The following is an 18904-nucleotide window of genomic DNA, read 5'->3' as shown; positions in this document are numbered from 1 at the left end:
GCATAAACGTTCACCGTTACATTTTTTCTTCCGCCGGATCGAAAAAACACATGTAAATCAATGGTTTATGCCAGCATTCAACAATTCAGATTAAATTGACATAACTGCGCGTCATCAATATCCTACGCGCCATGCGTTTTTTCGTCCTACCCGTATCCCTCCTGTTCGCCGTGGCCGTCCACGCCGCCCCCCCTACACAGGATCGATCGGATGAAATGGAGCGAATCCTTGCCGAACGCGGCCTGGTCGGCCAGTTCCATCAGGTTCGCCAGACCGTCGCAGAGCGCACGTCCGACCTCGTCGTGACCGCCATCGGCTTCCTGGGTGTTCCTTACCGCCGTGGCGGCAACACCGCCGAATCCGGCTTCGACTGCAGCGGCTTCGTCCGCGCCATGTACAACCAGACGGTGGGCCACGTGCTTCCGCGCCGCGCCGAAGAACAGGCCGCCGCCACCGAGAAGATCGACCGCAGCCAGCTCAAGCCCGGCGACCTCGTGTTCTTCAACACCATGCGCCGCACCTTCAGCCACGTCGGCATCTACGTCGGCGAAGGCAAGTTCATCCACTCGCCCCGCTCCGGCGCCCAGGTCCGCGTCGAAGACATGAACGGCAGCTACTGGCAACGTCGTTTCGATGGCGCCCGCCGCGTGCTCACCGGTCAGCGTGATGAAGTCAAGGCTGCGGCCATGGCCAACGCCAGCGACTGATTCGATCTCCGCATCCAGAACGAAAAAAATCCCGCCGCGGCGGGATTTTTTGTGGGCGCTCGAGAGGCGCCGTAGCGCCTCTCGATCAGGCCGCCTTCTTCGCCGGCGGCAGGTCCGTGCAGGTGCCGTGCGCCACTTCCGCCGCCATGCCGATGCTCTCGCCCAGCGTCGGGTGCGGGTGGATGGTCTTGCCGATGTCGATCTCGTCCGCGCCCATTTCGATGGCCAGCGCGATCTCGCCGATCATGTCGCCGGCATGCGTGCCGACGATGCCGCCACCCAGGATGCGGTGCGTCTCGGCGTCGAACAGCAGCTTGGTGAAGCCTTCGTCGCGGCCGTTGGCAATGGCGCGGCCCGAAGCGGTCCACGGGAAATGACCCTTCTTGACCTTGATGCCTTCGGCCTTGGCCTGGTCTTCGGTGAGGCCAACCCATGCCACTTCGGGGTCGGTGTAGGCCACGCTGGGGATCACGCGGGCGTTGAAGGCGGCGCTGGACAGCTCCTTGTCGCCCTTCTGTTCGCCGGCGATCACTTCGGCCGCCACATGCGCCTCATGCACCGCCTTGTGCGCCAGCATGGGCTGGCCCACGATGTCGCCGATGGCGAAGATGTGCGGCACGTTGGTGCGCATCTGGATGTCGACGTTGATGAAGCCGCGGTCGCTCACCGTGATGCCGGCCTTCTCGGCACCGATCTTCTTGCCGTTCGGGCTGCGGCCCACGGCCTGCAGCACGAGGTCGTACACCTGCGGTTCCTTCGGGGCGTTCTCGCCTTCGAACGTGACCTTGATGCCTTCCTTCGTGGCTTCGGCACCGACCGTCTTGGTCTTCAACATGATGTTGTCGAAGCGCGGCGCGTTCATCTTCTGCCAGACCTTCACCAGGTCGCGGTCGGCGCCCTGCATGAGGCCATCGAGCATCTCGACCACATCGAGGCGCGCGCCCAGCGTCGAGTACACGGTGCCCATCTCGAGGCCGATGATGCCGCCGCCGAGCACCAGCATGCGCTTGGGGTCGGTGCCCATCTCGAGCGCGCCGGTCGAGTCGACCACGCGCGGGTCCTTCGGCATGAAGGGCAGGCTCACCGACTGCGAGCCGGCCGCGATGATCGCGTTGCGGAACTTGACAGTCTGCTTCTTGCCGGTGGTGTCCCAGCTGGTGCCCGAGGTCTCTTCGACTTCCAGGTGGTACGGGTCGATGAAGTTGCCGACGCCGCGCAGCACCGTCACCTTGCGCATCTTGGCCATGGCCGTGAGGCCGCCGGTGAGCTTGCCCACCACCTTGTTCTTGTGGCCGAGCAGCTTGGCGCGATCGACCGTGGGCGCGGCGAAGCTCACGCCCAGGTCGGCGAAGTGCTTCACCTCGTCCATGACCGAAGCGACGTGCAGCAGCGCCTTCGACGGAATGCAGCCGACGTTCAGGCACACGCCGCCGAGCGTGGCGTAGCGTTCGATCAGCACGACCTTCAGGCCGAGGTCGGCCGCGCGGAAGGCGGCCGAGTAGCCGCCGGGGCCGGCGCCGAGCACGACCACGTCGCATTCGACATCGACCTTGCCGCCGTAGCTGGATGCCGCCGCGGGCGCCACAGCGGCCGGAGCCGGCGCAGCCGCCTTGGGCGCGGGCGCAACAGCCGCAGGTGCGGGCGCTGCGGCAGCGGGCGCAGGCGCGGCGGCGCCGTCGACTTCGAGCGTCAGCACGACCGAACCTTGCTTGACCTTGTCGCCGACCTTGACCGCCAGCGACTTCACCACGCCGGCGGCCGACGAGGGAATCTCCATCGAAGCCTTGTCCGATTCGACCGTGATGAGCGACTGCTCGGCCTTGACCGTGTCGCCAACGTTGACCAGCACCTCGATCACCGCGACTTCGTCGAAGTCGCCGATGTCCGGCACCTTGATGTGTTGTTCGCTCATTTGGACACTTTCAGTTTGAGTGTGAGAACGTCGGCCGGCAGGGCCGAATTGCGATCGAATTCGCAGGCGGCGGCGATGCCCGCCTGCGCCACGTCGCGCGCGCTGCGCGACTTGTTGTCATAGGCCGCGTGCATGGCGCCGAGCGCAAAGCTGCGTCCCGAGCCGATGGCCCAGAATTGCTTGAACTCGAACACCTCGCGGTAGCTGTAGATGCCGTAGATGCCGCCGGGGTTGGCCAGCAGCATCGTGAACTGGCTCGACTCGTAGGGCTCGTGCTCGTCTTCCTTGGTCTGCATGAAGAACGAGTCCTTGAGCACCGGATGCAGCATCGTGAAGGTGCGGAAGACCTCGTGCTTGCTGCCGAACAACAGCTTCTCGCGGTCCTGCGCGGCCAGCGCGTGCTGCAGCGCCAGGAAGTGCGCCGCGGCGCCCGCCACTGCGAACAGGCTCTGGCCCGTCGCGTCCTCGACGGTGAAGATCTTCTGGTTCGCTTCGGCGTTGTGCGACATGCGCGTGTCGCCGAAGGTCACCAGTGAATCGGCCGCCATCGTGACCTGGCCGCCTTTGCGGACGGCCACTACGGTGGTCATAGCAGGATTCGACGGTAGTCCGCGAGCACCTGGCCCAGGTAGGCGTTGAAACGCGCAGCCAGGGCGCCGTCGATCACGCGGTGGTCGTACGACAGCGACAGCGGCAGCGTGAGACGCGGCACGAACTGCTTGCCGTCCCACACCGGCTTCATCTGGCCCTTGGAAAGGCCGAGGATGGCCACTTCGGGGGCGTTGATGATGGGCGTGAAGTGCGTGCCGCCGATGCCGCCGAGCGAGCTGATCGAGAAGCAGCCGCCCTGCATGTCGGCCGAGCCGAGCTTGCCGTCGCGCGCCTTCTTGGCGAGTTCGCCCATCTCGGCGCTGATCTGCAGGATGCCCTTCTTGTCGGCGTCTTTCAGCACCGGCACCACGAGACCGTTGGGCGTGTCGGCCGCGAAGCCGATGTTGTAGTACTGCTTGTAGACGAGCTGGTCGCCATCCAGGCTGGTGTTGAAGTCGGGGAACTTCTTCAGCGCCGCGACCACCGCCTTGATCACGAAGGCCAGCATCGTGACCTTGATGCCCGACTTCTCGTTCTCCTTGTTGGTGGAGACGCGGAAAGCCTCGAGCTCGGTGATGTCGGCTTCGTCGTTGTTGGTGACGTGCGGGATCATCACCCAGTTGCGGTGCAGGTTCGCGCCGCTGAGCTTCTTGATGCGCGACAGGTCCTTGCGCTCGACGGTGCCGAACTTCGTGAAGTCGACCTTCGGCCACGGGATGAGACCCAGCGCCGCGCCGTCGCCACCGCCGGCCGGCGCCTTGGCCGCCGAGGCCTTCGTGCTGGCCTGGCCACTCATCACGGCCTTGGTGAAGTTCTGGACGTCGTCCTGCGTGATGCGGCCCTTGAGGCCGGAGCCCTTGACCTCCTCGAGCGGCACGCCGAGTTCGCGTGCGAACTTGCGCACCGAGGGCGAGGCGTGGGGCAGGCTGCCGGTGGGAGCCGACGTCGGCTGGTGGGCCGGGGCAGCCGTTGCCGGTGCGGCGGCAGCTGGTGCCGGTGCGCTGGCGGTTGCGGCGGCGGGCGCAGCAGCGGCAGCCTGTGTCGGTGCGGGCGCCGGTGCGGCAGCACCTGCGGCGCCTTCGAGCACCGCGATCAGGTCGCCGATGTTGACGGTGTCGCCGACCTTGACCTTGAGCTCCTTCAGCACGCCGGCGCCCGACGACGGGATTTCCATCGAAGCCTTGTCCGACTCCACCGTGATCAGCGACTGCTCGGCGGCGATGGTGTCACCCACCTTCACCAGCAGTTCGATGACCGCGACGTCCTTGAAGTCGCCGATGTCCGGCACCTTGATTTCGACCGGGCCCGAGGCTGCCGGTGCGGCTGCGGGTGCAGCAGCCACCGGTGCAGGCGCTACGGCAGCGGGCGCCGCGGCAGCAGGCGCAGCGGCCGGCGCCGGAGCAGCGGCAGCCGCGCCCTCGGCCTCGACCACCAGCACCACCGAGCCTTCCTTGACCTTGTCGCCCACGGCGACCTTCACTTCCTTGACCACACCGGCCGTGGACGACGGGATTTCCATCGACGCCTTGTCCGATTCGACCGTGATGAGCGACTGTTCGGCCTTGACCGTGTCACCCACCTTCACGAGCACCTCGATCACCGCGACTTCATCGAAATCGCCGATGTCCGGCACCTTCACTTCCACTGCTGCCATATCGTTGTCTCCCGCCGCGAGGCGCCGTTCGTTCGTTGGTTGTTGATGTTCAAGCGTAGAGCGGGTTGACCTTGTCGACATTGATGCCGTACTTCTTGATCGCTTCCACCACCTTGGCCACCGGCACGGTGCCATCTTCGCTCAGTGCCTTGAGCGCAGCGACCACGATGTAGTGACGATTGATTTCAAAGTGCTCGCGCAGCTTGGCGCGGAAGTCGCTGCGTCCGAAACCGTCGGTACCCAGCACCTTGTAGTTGCGGCCCTTCGGCACGAACGGACGGATCTGCTCGGCGTAGGCCTTCATGTAGTCGGTCGACGCGACCACCGGGCCGGTGGTGGCACCGAGCTGCTCGGCCACGAAGGGCACGCGCGGCGTCTGGTCGGGGTGCAGCAGGTTCCAGCGGTCGGCGTCCTGGCCGTCGCGGGTCAGCTCGTTGAAGCTCGGGCAGCTCCACACCGAAGCCGACACGCCCCACTCTTTCTCGAGCAGTTCCTGCGCGGCAAAGCTCTCGCGCAGGATGGTGCCGCTGCCCAGCAGTTGCACGGTCGGCGCTTCCTTGGCGCCCTTCGCGGGCTTGACCACCGGCCCCTGCTTGGACAGGTACATGCCCTTGATGATCTGCTCTTCGGTGCCGGGCTGCAGGCCGGGCATCGCGTAGTTCTCGTTGAGCAGTGTCAGGTAGTAGTAGACGTTGTCCTGCTTCTCGACCATGCGCTTCAAGCCGTGGTGCAGGATCACGCCGACTTCGTGCGCGAAGGTCGGGTCGTAGCTCACGCAGTTCGGGATGGTGTTGGCCAGGATGTGGCTGTGACCGTCTTCGTGCTGCAGGCCTTCGCCGTTCAGCGTGGTGCGTCCCGAGGTGCCGCCCAGCAGGAAGCCGCGGGCCTGCATGTCGCCGGCCGCCCAGGCCAGGTCGCCGATGCGCTGGAAGCCGAACATCGAGTAGTACACGTAGAACGGCACCATGATGCGGTTGTTCGTGCTGTACGACGTGGCCGCTGCGATCCAGCTGGACATGCCGCCGGCCTCATTGATGCCTTCCTGCAGGATCTGGCCGGCCTTGTCTTCCTTGTAATACATGACCTGGTCTTTATCGACCGGGGTGTACTGCTGACCGTGCGGGTTGTAGATGCCGATCTGGCGGAACAGGCCTTCCATGCCGAAGGTGCGGGCCTCGTCCACCAGGATGGGCACGACGCGCGGGCCCAGGGCCTTGTCGCGCAGCAGCTGCGTGAGGAAGCGCACGTAGGCTTGCGTGGTCGAGATCTCGCGGCCTTCGGCCGTGGGCTCCATCACCGCCTTGAAGGTGTCGAGCGAGGGCACCGTGAAGCTCTCGTCGGCCTTGGTGCGGCGGTGCGGCAGGTAACCGCCGAGGGCCTTGCGGCGCTCGTGCAGGTAGCGCATTTCGGGCGTGTCGTCGGCCGGCTTGTAGAACGGCAGCTCGGCGATCTGGCTGTCGGGAATCGGGATGTTGAAGCGGTCGCGGAAGGCCTTGATGTCTTCGTCGCCGAGCTTCTTGGTCTGGTGGACCGTGTTCTTGCCTTCGCCGATTTTGCCCATGCCGAAGCCCTTGACGGTCTTGACGAGCAGCACCGTGGGCTGGCGCTTGTGGTTCTGGGCCGCGTGGAAGGCGGCGTACACCTTCTGCGAGTCGTGGCCGCCGCGCTGCAGGTTCCAGACCTCGTCGTCGGTCAGGTGCTCGACCATCTTCAGCGTGCGCGGGTCGCGGCCGAAGAAGTTCTTGCGCACGTAGGCGCCGTCGTTGGCCTTGAACGACTGGTAGTCGCCGTCGTTGCACTCCATCATGATCTTGCGCAGCGCGCCGTCATGGTCCTTCTCGAGCAGGGCGTCCCAGCCCTTGCCCCAGATCAGCTTGATGACGTTCCAGTTGGCGCCGCGGAACTCGCCTTCGAGCTCCTGGATGATCTTGCCGTTGCCGCGCACCGGGCCGTCCAGGCGCTGCAGGTTGCAGTTGATGACGAAGATCAGGTTGTCGAGGTTCTCGCGCGCGGCCAGGCCGATGGCGCCGAGCGATTCGACTTCGTCCATTTCGCCGTCGCCGCAGAACACCCAGACCTTGCGGTTTTCGGTGTTGGCGATGCCGCGGGCGTGCAGGTACTTCAGGAAGCGCGCCTGGTAGATCGCCATCAGCGGGCCCAGGCCCATCGACACCGTGGGGAACTGCCAGAACTCGGGCATCAGCTTCGGGTGCGGGTAGCTCGACAGGCCCTTGCCGTCCACTTCCTGGCGGAAGTTGAGCAGCTGGTCTTCGGAAAGGCGGCCTTCCAGGTAGGCGCGGGCGTAGATGCCGGGCGAGACGTGGCCCTGGATGTACAGCAGGTCGCCGCCGTGGTTTTCGCTCTCGGCGTGCCAGAAGTGGTTGAAGCCGGCGCCGAACATGCTGGCCAGCGAGGCAAAGGAGCCGATGTGGCCGCCCAGGTCACCGCCTTCGGGCGGGTGGATGCGGTTGGCCTTGACCACCATGGCCATGGCGTTCCAGCGCATGTAGGCGCGCAGGCGTTGTTCGATCTCGAGGTTGCCGGGGCTGCGGGCTTCCACGCCCGGCTCGATGGTGTTCACGTAGCCGGTGTTGGCCGAGAACGGCATGTCGACGCTGTTCTGACGCGCATGCTCGAGCAGTTGTTCGAGGAGGAAGTGCGCCCGCTTGGGCCCTTCGCTCTGGATGACGGAAGACAGCGCATCCATCCATTCGCGGGTTTCCTGGGCGTCCGCATCGTTTGCGGCCGAGCCGAACAGGTTCTCGGGATTTGCCGACATGCTTGTCTCTCCTTTTAGGGCTGTGGCTGTAATTTAGTGCGCTGGGCACCGAGCGCGCCGGAGTTTCGCATAGAAGTTTCCCTATTTCAAATAGTGCTTGTTGATTTCTTATTATGAAATATCAAGAGGCACGTCCGAGGCAGAGCCTCTTCGCCAGGAGGGGCCATCCCCTAAACTCCGCCCATGCCCCTTTCCTCCCCGCTCGCGGTCGCCCGCAGTGCCGTCAAAGCCTCGCCGCTGTCCTGGTGGCGCACGTGGTGGCGCAAGCAGACGCCCGTGCTGCAGGACGCCGTCGCGATGCTCGCGCCGATGGCGGCCGTGCTGCTGTTTCTGGCGGCCATCGTGTCGGCGTTCTGGTACCTGCGCTCCGAAGAAGTCGAGCGCGAGCAGGAGTCGGTGCGCCGCGATGTCGAGTACGCCCAGCAGCGCATGCGCCTGCGCCTGCTGGAGCGGCAGGAGCAGTTGATGCGGATCGCCCGCGATGCCTCCAACCGCGAGATCGACCCGGTCGAGTTCACGAGCCGCGCCGAATCGCTGGTGAGCCAGTTCCCCGAGTTGCAGACCATCAGCTGGATCGACGACCGCCGCCGCTTCAAGGCCGGCTACGCCGCGCCCAGCGTGCATCCGGCGCAGCAGCACCTCATCGGCGATGTGCTGCGCCCCGGCGACATCGAAAGCAACTACGCCTTGGCGCGAGAGCTGCGCCAGCCGGTGTACTCGCAGCCCGTGGCCGGCGGCGAGCCCGCCGCGATGCTGCAACTGCATATTCCGCTGTTCGACCAGGGCCTGTTCGCGGGCGTGGTGCTCGGCGAGTTCTCCATCGACGGCCTGCTGCGCTACGGCATGCCCTCCGAGGTGCAGGCGCGCTACGCCGTCTCACTGCTCGACGCCAAGGGCAACGTCATCGCCGGCAACACCACGCCGCTGAAGAACAGCGGCACCCGCCTGCTGCCCTGGACCGAAGCCACCAACGAATACGAAGTGCCGGTGTCGCCCGTGGGCAATGCGCTGATGCTGCGTGCGCAGGCCTACCGCACCTCGCAGGGCGTGGTGGGCAATGGCCTCTTCTGGCTCGTATGCGCCCTCAGCGTGATGACCAGCTGGATGCTGATCGGCACCTGGCGCCACACGCGCCGCCGCCTGCAGGCGCAGCAGCGGCTCGTGGCCGAGACCAACTTCCGCCGCGCAATGGAAAACTCCATGCTCACCGGCATGCGCGTGCTCGACCTGCAAGGCCGCATCACCTACGTGAACGCCGCGTTCTGCGCCATGACGGGCTGGAGCGAAGACGAACTGGTCGGCCAGACGCCTCCCTTCCCCTACTGGCTCGAATCCGACCGCGAGGTGATGAACGAGCGCCTCGAAGAGGAACTGCACGGCCGCGCCCTGCCCGGCGGCTTCCAGGTGCGCGTGAAGCGCAAGAACGGCAGCGTGTTCAACGCGCGCCTGTACGTGTCGCCGCTGATCGATGCGCGCGGCCACCAGACCGGCTGGATGACGTCGATGACCGACATCACCGAGCCCACGCGCATCCGCGAACAGCTGTCCGCCTCGTACGAACGCTTCACCACCGTGCTCGAAGCGCTCGACGCCGCCGTGTCGGTCGCACCCATCGGCAGCGAAGAGCTGCTGTTCGCCAACAAGCTGTACCGCCTGTGGTTCGGCTCCGATACCGTGGGCCACCTGGGCATGGTGGCGCAGGCCGGCGTGCCGCCATCGAACGCGCACGACGAGGGCCTGGACGACGTCGACCCCTACGCCGGCCTGCCGATCGACACGCTGACCGCCGCACAGACCGCGAACAACGAGATCTTCGTGCCGCACCTGGGCAAGTGGCTCGAGGTGCGCTCGCGCTACCTGACCTGGGTCGACGGCCGACTGGCGCAGCTGGTGATCGCCACCGACATCACGCCGCGCCGCGACGCCGAAGAGCAGGCGGCCGCACAGGCCGACAAGGCGCAGGCCGCGAGCCGCCTGATCACGATGGGCGAAATGGCGTCGAGCGTGGCGCACGAACTCAACCAGCCGCTCACGGCCATCGCCAACTACTGCAACGGGATGATGTCGCGCATCAAGGGCCAGACGATCGACAACGACGCCCTGCTCGCCGCGCTCGAGAAAACCTCGAAGCAGGCGCAGCGCGCGGGCCAGATCATCCAGCGCATCCGCTCCTTCGTGAAGCGCAGCGAGCCCAACCGCACGCCAGCCGACGTCGCCACCATGGTGAGCGAGGCGGTCGAACTCGCGGGCATCGAGCTGCGCCGGCGCAACGTGCGCCTGAATCACTACGTGGCCGCACGGCTGCCGGTGGTGCGCGTCGACCCGATCCTCATCGAGCAGGTGATGGTCAACCTGCTGAAGAACGCGGCCGAATCCATCGACATCGCCGACCGCCCGCTGGCGCGCCGCAGCGTCGAGCTGCGCGTGCTGCCCAAGGTCATCGAGGGGCAGAACGCCATCGAGTTCTCGGTGCAGGACACGGGCAAGGGCCTCTCGCCAGAAGTGATGGACCGGCTCTACGAGGCCTTCTTCTCCACCAAGCCCGAGGGCATGGGCATCGGGCTCAATTTGTGCCGCACCATCGTCGAGTCGCACCGCGGCCGGATGCAGGCGGAGAACATCTACAATGGCCCGGATGTGATCGGATGCCGTTTTTCCTTCTGGATTCCGGTGTTGGACGCTATCAGTTCCGTAGCAAGCGACGAGGCAAAGGTACCTGCATGAGTTTGATTCCGAAGAAGGGCACGGTCTATGTCGTCGATGACGACGAAGCCGTCCGCGATTCACTGCAATGGCTGCTCGAAGGCAAGGACTACAGAGTCCGCTGTTTCGAATCCGCCGAATCCTTTCTCTCCCGATACGACCCGCGCGAAGTCGCCTGTCTGATCGTCGATATCCGCATGGCCGGCATGACCGGCCTCGAATTGCAGGATCGGCTGATCGAACGGCGCTCTCCGTTGCCGATCGTGGTCATCACCGGCCACGGCGATGTGCCGATGGCGGTCGACAGCATGAAGAAGGGCGCGATGGACTTCATCCAGAAGCCCTTCAACGACGAAGAACTCGTGTCGCTGGTCGAGCGCATGCTCGAACACGCACGCGGCGCCTTCACGCAGCACCAGCAGTCGGCCAGCCGCGACGCGCTGCTGTCCAAGCTCACGGGCCGCGAGGCGCAGGTGCTCGAGCGCATCGTCGCCGGCCGCCTGAACAAGCAGATCGCCGACGACCTGGGCATCAGCATCAAGACGGTGGAGGCGCACCGCGCCAACATCATGGAAAAGCTCAACGCCAACACCGTGGCCGATCTGCTCAAGATCGCGCTCGGGCAGGCGGCTCCCGCGGCCAAGGCCTCCTGAACTGCCGCTATCCCGCCGATAGCCACGCCCCTTCCCCACGCCTGCGCAAGCGGGCGTTTTTACTTGGAAAATCAAAACCGATGACCGCCCAACTGATCGATGGCAACGCCCTCGCCAAAACCATCCGCGCCGAGGTGTCCGGCCGCACCGCGGCGCTGAAGGCCCGCGGCGTGAACCCGGCCCTGTCCATCATCCTGGTGGGCAGCGATCCGGCGAGTCAGGTCTACACGAAGCACAAGGTCAACGACAGCACCGAGACCGGCCTGCAGGCCACGCTCGAGACCTACCCCGCCGACCTGAGCGAGGCCGATCTGCTGGCGCGCATCCGTGCCCTCAACGACGACCCCAAGGTGCACGGCATCCTCGTTCAGTTGCCGCTGCCCAGGCACATGGACAGCCAGAAGGTCATCGAGACCATCTCGCCCGCCAAGGACGTCGACGGCTTTCACGTCGCCAGCGCCGGCGCGCTGATGACCGGCGCCCCGGGCTTCTGGCCCTGCACGCCGCACGGCTGCATGAAGATGCTCGAATCGATCGGCTACGACCTGCGCGGCAAGCACGCGGTGGTCATCGGCCGCAGCAACATCGTCGGCAAGCCGATGGCCATGATGCTGCTCGCCAAGAGCGCCACCGTGACCATTTGCCACAGCGCCACGCAAGACCTGGGCGCCCTCACGCGCCAGGCCGACGTGGTCGTCGCCGCCGTGGGCAAGCTCGACCTGCTGACCGCCGACATGGTGAAGCCCGGTGCCGTCGTCATCGACGTGGGCATGAACCGCAAGGCCGACGGCAAGCTGGCCGGCGACGTCGATTTCGACGGCGTGAAGGAAGTGGCCGGCTGGATCACCCCCGTGCCCGGCGGCGTCGGCCCGATGACGCGCGCCATGTTGCTCGTCAACACCCTTGAAGCGGCCGAACGCGCCGCCAAGTAATTTCTTCCATGGCCATGACGAACAACCCCCTCCTCGACTTCACCGACCTCCCGCTGTTCGACCGCATCAGGCCCGAGCATGTATCGCCCGCGGTCGACGCGCTGCTGGCCGATGCCGAGGCCGCGCTGCAGACGGTCACGGCGCCCGAATTCCCGGCCGATTGGCTCGCGATCTCCAAGGTGCTCGACGTGGCCTCCGAACGCTTCAGCCGCGCCTGGGGCGCCGTCGGCCACCTCAACGCCGTGGCCGACACGCCCGAGCTGCGCGCCGCCTACAACGAGGCCATGCCGCGCGTGACCGCGTTCTGGACCCGCCTGGGTTCCGACGAGCGGCTGTACGCCAAGTACAAGGCCATCGATCCGGCCACGCTGAATCCCGAGCAGCGCCAGGCGCACAAGAATGCCGTGCGCAACTTCGTGCTCGGCGGCGCCGAGCTGCAGGGTGAGGCCAAGCAGCGCTTTGCCGACATCCAGGAACGCCAGGCCGAGCTGAGCCAGAAGTTCAGCGAGAACGCCCTCGACGCCACCGACGCCTTCGCGCACTACGCGCAGCTGGGTGAGCTCGACGGCGTGCCCGAAGACGTGGTGAGCGCCGCGCGCGCTGCCGCCGAGGCCGAGGGCAAGCAAGGCTACAAGCTCACGCTCAAGATGCCCTGCTACCTGCCGGTGATGCAGTTCGCCAAGAGCAGTGCACTGCGCGAAACGCTCTACCGCGCCTACGTCACGCGCGCCAGCGAACTCGGCGATCCGAAGTTCGACAACACCGCACTCATCACCGAGATCCTCGCGCTGCGCGAAGAAGAATCGAAGCTGCTGGGCTACAAGAATTTCGGCGAGCTCTCGGTCGTGCCCAAGATGGCCGAATCGCCCAAGCAGGTCGTCAAGTTCCTGCGCGACCTCGCCGCCAAGGCCAAGCCCTACGGCGAGCGCGACCTGGCCGACCTGCGCGCCTTCGCGGCCGAGCAACTGAACCTCGTCGACCCGCAGGCCTGGGACTGGACCTACGTCGGCGAGAAGCTCAAGGAAGCGCGCTACGCCTTCAGCGAGCAGGAGGTGAAGCAGTACTTCCCGGCGCCGAAGGTGATGGCGGGCCTGTTCAAGATCGTCGAAACGCTGTTCGAAGTGTCGATCCACCGCGACAGCGCACCCACCTGGCACCCGAGCGTCGAGTTCTACCGCATCGAGCGCGCCGGCCAGAAGGTCGGTCAGTTCTACCTCGACCCCTCCGCCCGCGCCGCCAAGCGCGGCGGCGCCTGGATGGACGACGTGCGCGCCCGCTGGCTGCGCCCCGACGACGGCGTGCTGCAGACGCCGGTCGCGCAATTGGTCTGCAACTTCGCCAGCGGTGTGGACGGCAAGCCGCCGCTGCTCACGCACGACGACGTGACCACCCTCTTCCACGAGTTCGGCCACGGCCTGCACCACATGCTCACGCAGGTGAACGAGCGCGACGTGTCGGGCATCAGCGGCGTCGAGTGGGACGCGGTCGAGCTGCCGAGCCAGTTCATGGAAAACTTCTGCTGGGAGTGGGACGTGCTCGCGCACATGACGGCCCACGTCGATACCGGCGAGCCGCTGCCGCGCGCCCTCTTCGACAAGATGACCGCCGCCAAGAACTTCCAGAGCGGGCTGCAGACGCTGCGCCAGATCGAGTTCTCGCTGTTCGACATGCTGCTGCACACCGAGCACCAGGCCGCCGCCGCCACCCCGGGTGCCGTGATGGCGCTGCTCGGCCAGGTACGCGCCGAAGTGGCCGTGATGCCCTCACCGCCCTTCAGTCGCACGCCGAACACCTTCAGCCACATCTTCTCGGGCGGCTACGCGGCCGGCTACTACAGCTACAAGTGGGCCGAGGTGCTGAGCGCCGACGCCTACGCGGCCTTCGAGGAAACGGTGGGCGCCGACGGCGAGCCGAACATCGAAACCGGCCGCAAGTACCGCCAGGCCATCCTCGAGGCCGGCGGCAGCCGCAGCGCCATGGATTCGTTCAAGGCCTTCCGGGGCCGCGAACCGCAGCTTGATGCGCTGCTGCGACATCAGGGCATGGCCCAGGCCCAGCCCGCTTGATACGGCGCTGAAGCTTGCGATACTCGGGAGATATGTATCCGACTTTTTACAAACTCCCGATGCGCGGCCTGATCGGCCTGGTCCTCGTGCTGTCGACGGCCAGCGTGCTGGCGCAGGCGGTCTACCGCCAAGTCGACAAGAACGGCAAGGTCATGTTCTCGGACCAGCCCCCCGTCGTCACCAACGCGCCGACGGGCGGGCCCCAGCCGGCCGGCGTCAACGCGCCGACCAACAGCGGGCTTCCCTACGAACTGCGACAGGTGGCACAGCGCTACCCCGTCACGCTGTACAGCGGCGAAAGCTGCGGCCCCTGCAACGAGGCGCGCACGCTGCTCACCACGCGCGGCATTCCCTTCGAGGAACGCACCATCAAGAGCAACGAGGACGTCGACGCCCTGCAGCGCCTGAGCGGACAGAACGCGCTGCCGCTGCTGACCGTCGGATCGCAGCAGCTCAAGGGCTTCTCGGATGTGGAGTGGTCGCGTTACCTCGACGCGGCCGGCTATCCCAAGAGCAACAGCCTGCCCGCAGGCTATCGGCCGCCGGCTGCGCGCCCGCTCGTCGCGCAGCAGGCACCGGCGGCGGCGGCGCCCCGTGCGACCGACACGCCCTTGCAGCCGCCGAACCCCGCGCCGGCACCGCCCTCGAACGCACCGGGCCCGAACAACCCGGCCGGCATCAAGTTCTAAAAAATGACGGGGGCCTTGGCCCCCGTTCGCATCGCCGCCGCTCAGCCGGCGAACTGCATCGTCTTCACCCCCGACGCCGTGCCCAGCAGGCACACATCGGCCTTCTGGTGGGCGAAGACCCCTACCGTCACCACGCCGGGCCACTGGCTCACTTCGGACTCGAAGGCGCGCGGGTCGGTGATCCGCAGACCGGTCACGTCGACGATGTGCTGGCCGTTGTCGGTCACCAGGGGCAGGCCGTCTTTCTCGCGCACCTGGGCGATACCGCCCAGGCGGGCGAACTGGCGCATCACACGCCGCGCCGCCATCGGGATCACTTCCACCGGCAGCGGAAAGGCGCCGAGCGTCTCGACCAGCTTGGAAGCATCGGCAATGCAGACGAAGCGCTTGGACTGCGCCGCGACGATTTTCTCGCGCGTGAGCGCCGCGCCGCCGCCCTTCACCATGAAGCCCTGGTGGTCGATCTCGTCGGCGCCGTCGATGTACACGGCCAGTTCTTCCACCTCGTTGCTGTCGAACACCGGGATGCCCAGCGCGCGCAGGCGCTCGGTGGACGCAACCGAGCTGGAGACAGCGCCCTTGATCTCGTCCTTGATCGTGGCCAGCGCGTCGATGAACTTGTTGACCGTGGAGCCGGTGCCCACACCGACGATCTCGCCCTTGACCACGTAGGCCAGCGCGGCAAGGCCGACCTGGGCCTTGAGTTCATCCTGGGAAAGAGGGGTTGGGGAGGTGGGTGCGGTCATCGCGGAGAATCCTTGGCTCATTGAAGTCGAGAATTATCCGATGCCCCTGCTGCTGCCCTCTTCGCTCTATGGCCTGGCCCGCCCTTTTCTGTTCGGTTTCGATCCCGAGCACGCCCATGAGATCACCCTCGACGGGCTGGCTCGCACCCAGAACACGCCCCTGGCCTGCGCCTACGCGGCAGCGCGCGTCGAAGACCCCATCCAGCTGGCGGGCCTGAGCTTCCCCAACCGCGTCGGCCTGGCCGCCGGGCTGGACAAGAACGCACGCTGCATCGACGCCTTCGCGGCCATGGGGTTCGGTTTCGTCGAGGTCGGCACGGTCACGCCCAAGGGCCAGCCCGGCAACCCGAAGCCGCGCATGTTCCGCCTGCCGCAGCGCGATGCGCTGATCAACCGCCTGGGCTTCAACAACGAAGGGCTTGACGCGTTCCTGGCCAATGTGCAGAAGGCGCGCTTTCGCAAGCAGGCGGGTGGCGGCAAGTCGCCCATGCTGCTGGGCCTGAACATCGGCAAGAACGCCGCCACGCCGATCGAGCGCGCAGTGGACGACTACCTGGCCTGCCTGGACGGTGTCTACCCGCACGCGGACTACGTGACGATCAACATCTCCAGCCCCAACACGGCCAACCTGCGTTCGCTGCAGAGCGACGAAGCCCTTGACGCTCTGCTGGGCGCCGTCGCAGAGCGGCGCGAAGCACTGGCCAAGCGCCACGGCAAGCGCGCGCCGCTGTTCGTGAAGATCGCCCCCGACCTCGACGATGCACAGGTCGCGGTGATTGCCGCCACGCTGCAACGCCACGGCATGGACGGCGTGATCGCCACCAACACCACGCTCGCACGCGATGCGGTGGCGGGCCTGCCGCACGCCCAGGAAGCCGGCGGCCTCTCGGGCGCGCCGGTGCGCGAAGCCAGCAACCGGGTGATCGCGCAACTGCGCGCAGCCCTGGGCAAGGACTTTCCGATCATCGGGGTGGGCGGCATCCTGAGTGCGGCGGATGCCAAGGCCAAGATTGCCGCAGGCGCGGACGTGGTGCAGATCTACACCGGCCTGATCTATCGCGGCCCCGGGCTGGTCCGCGAAACAGCTCAGGCACTGCAGCAGGATCGCCGCAGGGCCTGAGCCGGTTCTTCTTGTCGGCTCAGCCTCGGCGCATGCGCCAGAGCACGGGCGCAATGACCGTGGCCCAGCGCAGCAGCCGCTTCGGGCGGATCACCGCCACCGCCGCGGCAGCAGCGACGCCGACGGCCACCGGGTGTTCGCGCGCAACGCGCAACGCCGTGGCCGCAGGCGATTCGTTGACGGGCTCGCCGGAGGCCGGCTGCGTGTCGCGACCGCCCTGCAAGGTGGCGATGCGTTCACGCTGGCGCTCCATGCGGGCCAGCAGCTCTTCGCGCGTGGCGGGGCGCGGCGCACGCGGCGCCTCGTCGTCCAGTTCCGGGTCCTTGCCGAGGTTGAAACGATCCTGAACCCAGGCCCAGTCGCGCTCGAACTCCTGAAAGGTCGGAACGAAGCTGTCGGAGGCGTTGCTCAGGCTGCGCATCAGGCTGATGGCGGCCGCCAGCCACAGCACCGCCCAGACCCCGGCCACCACCCAGGCGGCGGTGACGCGGTACGGCGTGTCCCAGTAGTGCACGACCACCGCCATCGAGAGCAGCGCCACCGCAACGGTGGTCAGCCCCAGCACGGCGACGATCAGGACCAGGGTCAGCTTCAGGCGCTGCTTCTCGTCCTCCCAGGCCATGCGCAGCAACTGCACCCGGTCCTCGGCCGCCAGCGCACCTTCGGCCGCGGCGATGCGCAAACGGCGGATGCGGGCATCGAGCCCGAACAGGGACAGCAGTTTCATGCGCCGCCTCCGCCCTCACCGGCCACAGCGTGGCAACGGCGATCGAACGGACAGCGGTGCGCGCTCAGGCCGGTGCGGTGACGTTCAGCGGCGGCCAAGCAACAGGCCCACCAGCACGCCGACGGCCAGAGCGGCACCGGCAACCTGCCAAGGTTCGTCATGGGCGTAGGTGTTGGTCGCGGTGGCCGCCTGACGCGCCTTCTTGGCGGCCAGCTTGCTCTTTTCGGAAGCCAGCTCGCGCGCGATGGCGAGCTTGGTGTCGATGCGTTGGCGCAGCGCCTTGATGTGGGGAACCGAATCCAGGTCCTTGCTGGCCAGCACGCCGCGCACGTCGCTCGCGATGTCTTCGGCTGCTGCTTCAAGATTGTTGGATGCACTCATTGGAATCTTTCCTCCGTGATGACACCGGCACCGCGCCGGCGGCTTCACGCCAGCATATGGCGTACTGTCATGTTACAGGCTCGAAAGCCCCTCATGCGCGACAGAGATGTGCTCAGTTGTGCCGAGCGCCTGCAATCAGGCGTCGGCGAGCAGCTGCGCGACATGCCGTCCGATGGCCAGGCAACTGGTGAGGCCCGGGGACTCGATGCCGAAGAGATGGACCAGTCCTGATACACCATGCGACGCGGGCCCCGCGATCACGAAATCGGCTGCGGGCTCGTCCGGTCCCGAGATCTTCGGACGCATTCCCGCATAGCCGGGAATCAACGCGCCGTCGGGCAACGCCGGCCAGTACCTGCGCACCTCGTCGTAGAAGCGGTCACCGCGCGCCGGATCGACCACGAGATCGTCGGCGCTCTGGACCCACTGCACGTCGGGTCCGAACTTGGCCTGCCCGCCGAGGTCGAGCGTCAGGTGCACGCCGAGCCCACCCGGCTCCGGCACGGGATAGATGAGCCCGCCGAAAGGCGCCCGGCCCGCGAGCGTGAAGTAACTGCCCTTGGCGAAGTACGCGCGTGGCACCGCCGACGCTGGCATCCCGTCGAAGCGACGTGCCAACGCAGGCGCACCGAGTCCCGCGGCATTGACCACCGTGCGGCAGCGCAGGGCCGTGCCAGCGGCGGCAATCAGCACGATGGCGCCGTCCCCGCATTCAGCGCGTTCGACGGGCGACCTGAGCGCCAGCATGCCGCCCGCGTTCTCGAGGTCGCCGAGCAGGCTGAGCATCAGCGCATGGCTGTCGATGATGCCCGTGCTCGGCGAATGCAGGGCCGCGACGCAGTGCAGTTGCGGCTCCATCGCGAGGGCTTGCTGCGCGGTGAGCAAAACCAGGTCGCCGACTCCGTTGGCCGCCGCCTTGGCACGGATCACGTCGAGCTGACCCACCTGTTCGGCGGAGGTTGCCACGATGAGCTTGCCGCAGCGGCTGTGCGGCACGCCGCGCGCCTGCGCATAGCCGTAGAGTGCGTCGCGCCCTTCCACGCACAGCGTCGCCTTCAATGAGCCCTGCGGATAGTAGATGCCCGCATGGATCACCTCGCTGTTGCGGGAACTCGTTCCCGTGCCGATGGCCCCTTCGGACTCCAGCACCAGCACCTCCCGGCCTGCGAGCGCCAATGCGCGCGCCACGGCCAGACCCACCACACCAGCGCCGATGACGGCGCAATCGATTTCATCCATCGCGC

General features: G+C 66.6%; 15 protein-coding genes. 7 read left to right on the top strand and 8 right to left on the bottom strand.

Annotation, left to right across the window (positions count from 1 at the left end):
* Positions 1–131: 131 nt before the first annotated feature.
* On the top strand, positions 132–707 hold the full coding sequence (locus ASD34_RS18010) for a C40 family peptidase (protein ID WP_056580077.1): 576 nt from the start codon (positions 132–134) through the stop codon (positions 705–707).
* An 85-nt stretch (positions 708–792) separates the two neighbouring features.
* On the opposite strand, the gene lpdA is transcribed toward ASD34_RS18010, so the two are convergent.
* Genes lpdA through aceE form a run of 4 tightly spaced genes read right to left on the bottom strand, consistent with a single transcriptional unit; the run spans position 793 to position 7643 of the window.
* Positions 793–2619, bottom strand: a complete 1827-nt coding sequence (lpdA, locus tag ASD34_RS18005; RefSeq protein ID WP_056580076.1) for a dihydrolipoyl dehydrogenase — start codon at positions 2617–2619, stop codon at positions 793–795.
* Positions 2616–3209 (bottom strand): MFS transporter, encoded by a 594-nt coding sequence (locus ASD34_RS18000; RefSeq protein ID WP_056580075.1) that lies wholly within the window; start codon positions 3207–3209, stop codon positions 2616–2618. Before ASD34_RS18000 ends, lpdA begins: the two co-directional genes overlap by 4 nt.
* Positions 3206–4864, bottom strand: a complete 1659-nt coding sequence (gene aceF / locus ASD34_RS17995) for a dihydrolipoyllysine-residue acetyltransferase (protein ID WP_056580074.1) — start codon at positions 4862–4864, stop codon at positions 3206–3208. Before aceF ends, ASD34_RS18000 begins: the two co-directional genes overlap by 4 nt.
* 49 nt (positions 4865–4913) lie before the next feature.
* Complete coding sequence (gene aceE, locus ASD34_RS17990; protein WP_056580073.1) at positions 4914–7643, bottom strand: pyruvate dehydrogenase (acetyl-transferring), homodimeric type; 2730 nt, start codon at positions 7641–7643, stop codon at positions 4914–4916.
* Positions 7644–7826: 183 nt separating this feature from the next.
* Here aceE and ASD34_RS17985 point away from each other — a divergent pair, with 183 nt between their 5' ends.
* The 5 genes from ASD34_RS17985 to ASD34_RS17965 all read left to right on the top strand — a co-directional run bounded on the left by ASD34_RS17985 (position 7827) and on the right by ASD34_RS17965 (position 14686).
* On the top strand, positions 7827–10367 hold the full coding sequence (locus ASD34_RS17985; protein ID WP_056580072.1) for a PAS domain S-box protein: 2541 nt from the start codon (positions 7827–7829) through the stop codon (positions 10365–10367).
* A complete protein-coding gene (locus ASD34_RS17980; RefSeq protein WP_056580071.1) occupies positions 10364–10999 on the top strand; it encodes a response regulator transcription factor in 636 nt (211 codons plus the stop codon). Before ASD34_RS17985 ends, ASD34_RS17980 begins: the two co-directional genes overlap by 4 nt.
* 80 nt (positions 11000–11079) lie before the next feature.
* On the top strand, positions 11080–11931 hold the full coding sequence (folD, locus tag ASD34_RS17975; RefSeq protein ID WP_056580070.1) for a bifunctional methylenetetrahydrofolate dehydrogenase/methenyltetrahydrofolate cyclohydrolase FolD: 852 nt from the start codon (positions 11080–11082) through the stop codon (positions 11929–11931).
* A gap of 8 nt (positions 11932–11939) precedes the next feature.
* On the top strand, positions 11940–13997 hold the full coding sequence (locus ASD34_RS17970) for a M3 family metallopeptidase (protein WP_056580069.1): 2058 nt from the start codon (positions 11940–11942) through the stop codon (positions 13995–13997).
* 59 nt (positions 13998–14056) lie between these two features.
* Entirely contained in the window at positions 14057–14686 is a 630-nt protein-coding gene (locus ASD34_RS17965) for a glutaredoxin family protein (RefSeq protein ID WP_235510107.1), read from the top strand.
* Positions 14687–14727: 41 nt separating this feature from the next.
* On the opposite strand, the gene rpiA is transcribed toward ASD34_RS17965, so the two are convergent.
* Entirely contained in the window at positions 14728–15432 is a 705-nt protein-coding gene (gene rpiA / locus ASD34_RS17960) for a ribose-5-phosphate isomerase RpiA (RefSeq protein ID WP_056580067.1), read from the bottom strand.
* A gap of 40 nt (positions 15433–15472) precedes the next feature.
* Between rpiA and ASD34_RS17955 the strand changes: the two genes are divergently transcribed.
* Positions 15473–16552, top strand: a complete 1080-nt coding sequence (locus ASD34_RS17955; RefSeq protein WP_056580066.1) for a quinone-dependent dihydroorotate dehydrogenase — start codon at positions 15473–15475, stop codon at positions 16550–16552.
* A 19-nt stretch (positions 16553–16571) separates the two neighbouring features.
* On the opposite strand, the gene ASD34_RS17950 is transcribed toward ASD34_RS17955, so the two are convergent.
* The 3 genes from ASD34_RS17950 to ASD34_RS17940 all read right to left on the bottom strand — a co-directional run bounded on the left by ASD34_RS17950 (position 16572) and on the right by ASD34_RS17940 (position 18899).
* Positions 16572–17279, bottom strand: coding sequence for a phage holin family protein (locus ASD34_RS17950; RefSeq protein WP_056580065.1), 708 nt, complete (start codon positions 17277–17279; stop codon positions 16572–16574).
* An 84-nt stretch (positions 17280–17363) separates the two neighbouring features.
* Positions 17364–17660, bottom strand: coding sequence for a glycine zipper domain-containing protein (locus ASD34_RS17945; protein WP_056580064.1), 297 nt, complete (start codon positions 17658–17660; stop codon positions 17364–17366).
* 135 nt (positions 17661–17795) lie between these two features.
* A complete protein-coding gene (locus ASD34_RS17940) occupies positions 17796–18899 on the bottom strand; it encodes an NAD(P)/FAD-dependent oxidoreductase (protein ID WP_056580063.1) in 1104 nt (367 codons plus the stop codon).
* Positions 18900–18904: the final 5 nt, after the last annotated feature.

It is taken from the genome of Variovorax sp. Root473, assembly GCF_001426505.1.
Classification (GTDB): domain Bacteria; phylum Pseudomonadota; class Gammaproteobacteria; order Burkholderiales; family Burkholderiaceae_C; genus Variovorax.
Note: the sequence above shows the minus strand (reverse complement) of the source record. Positions and strands in the feature narration are given on the sequence as shown.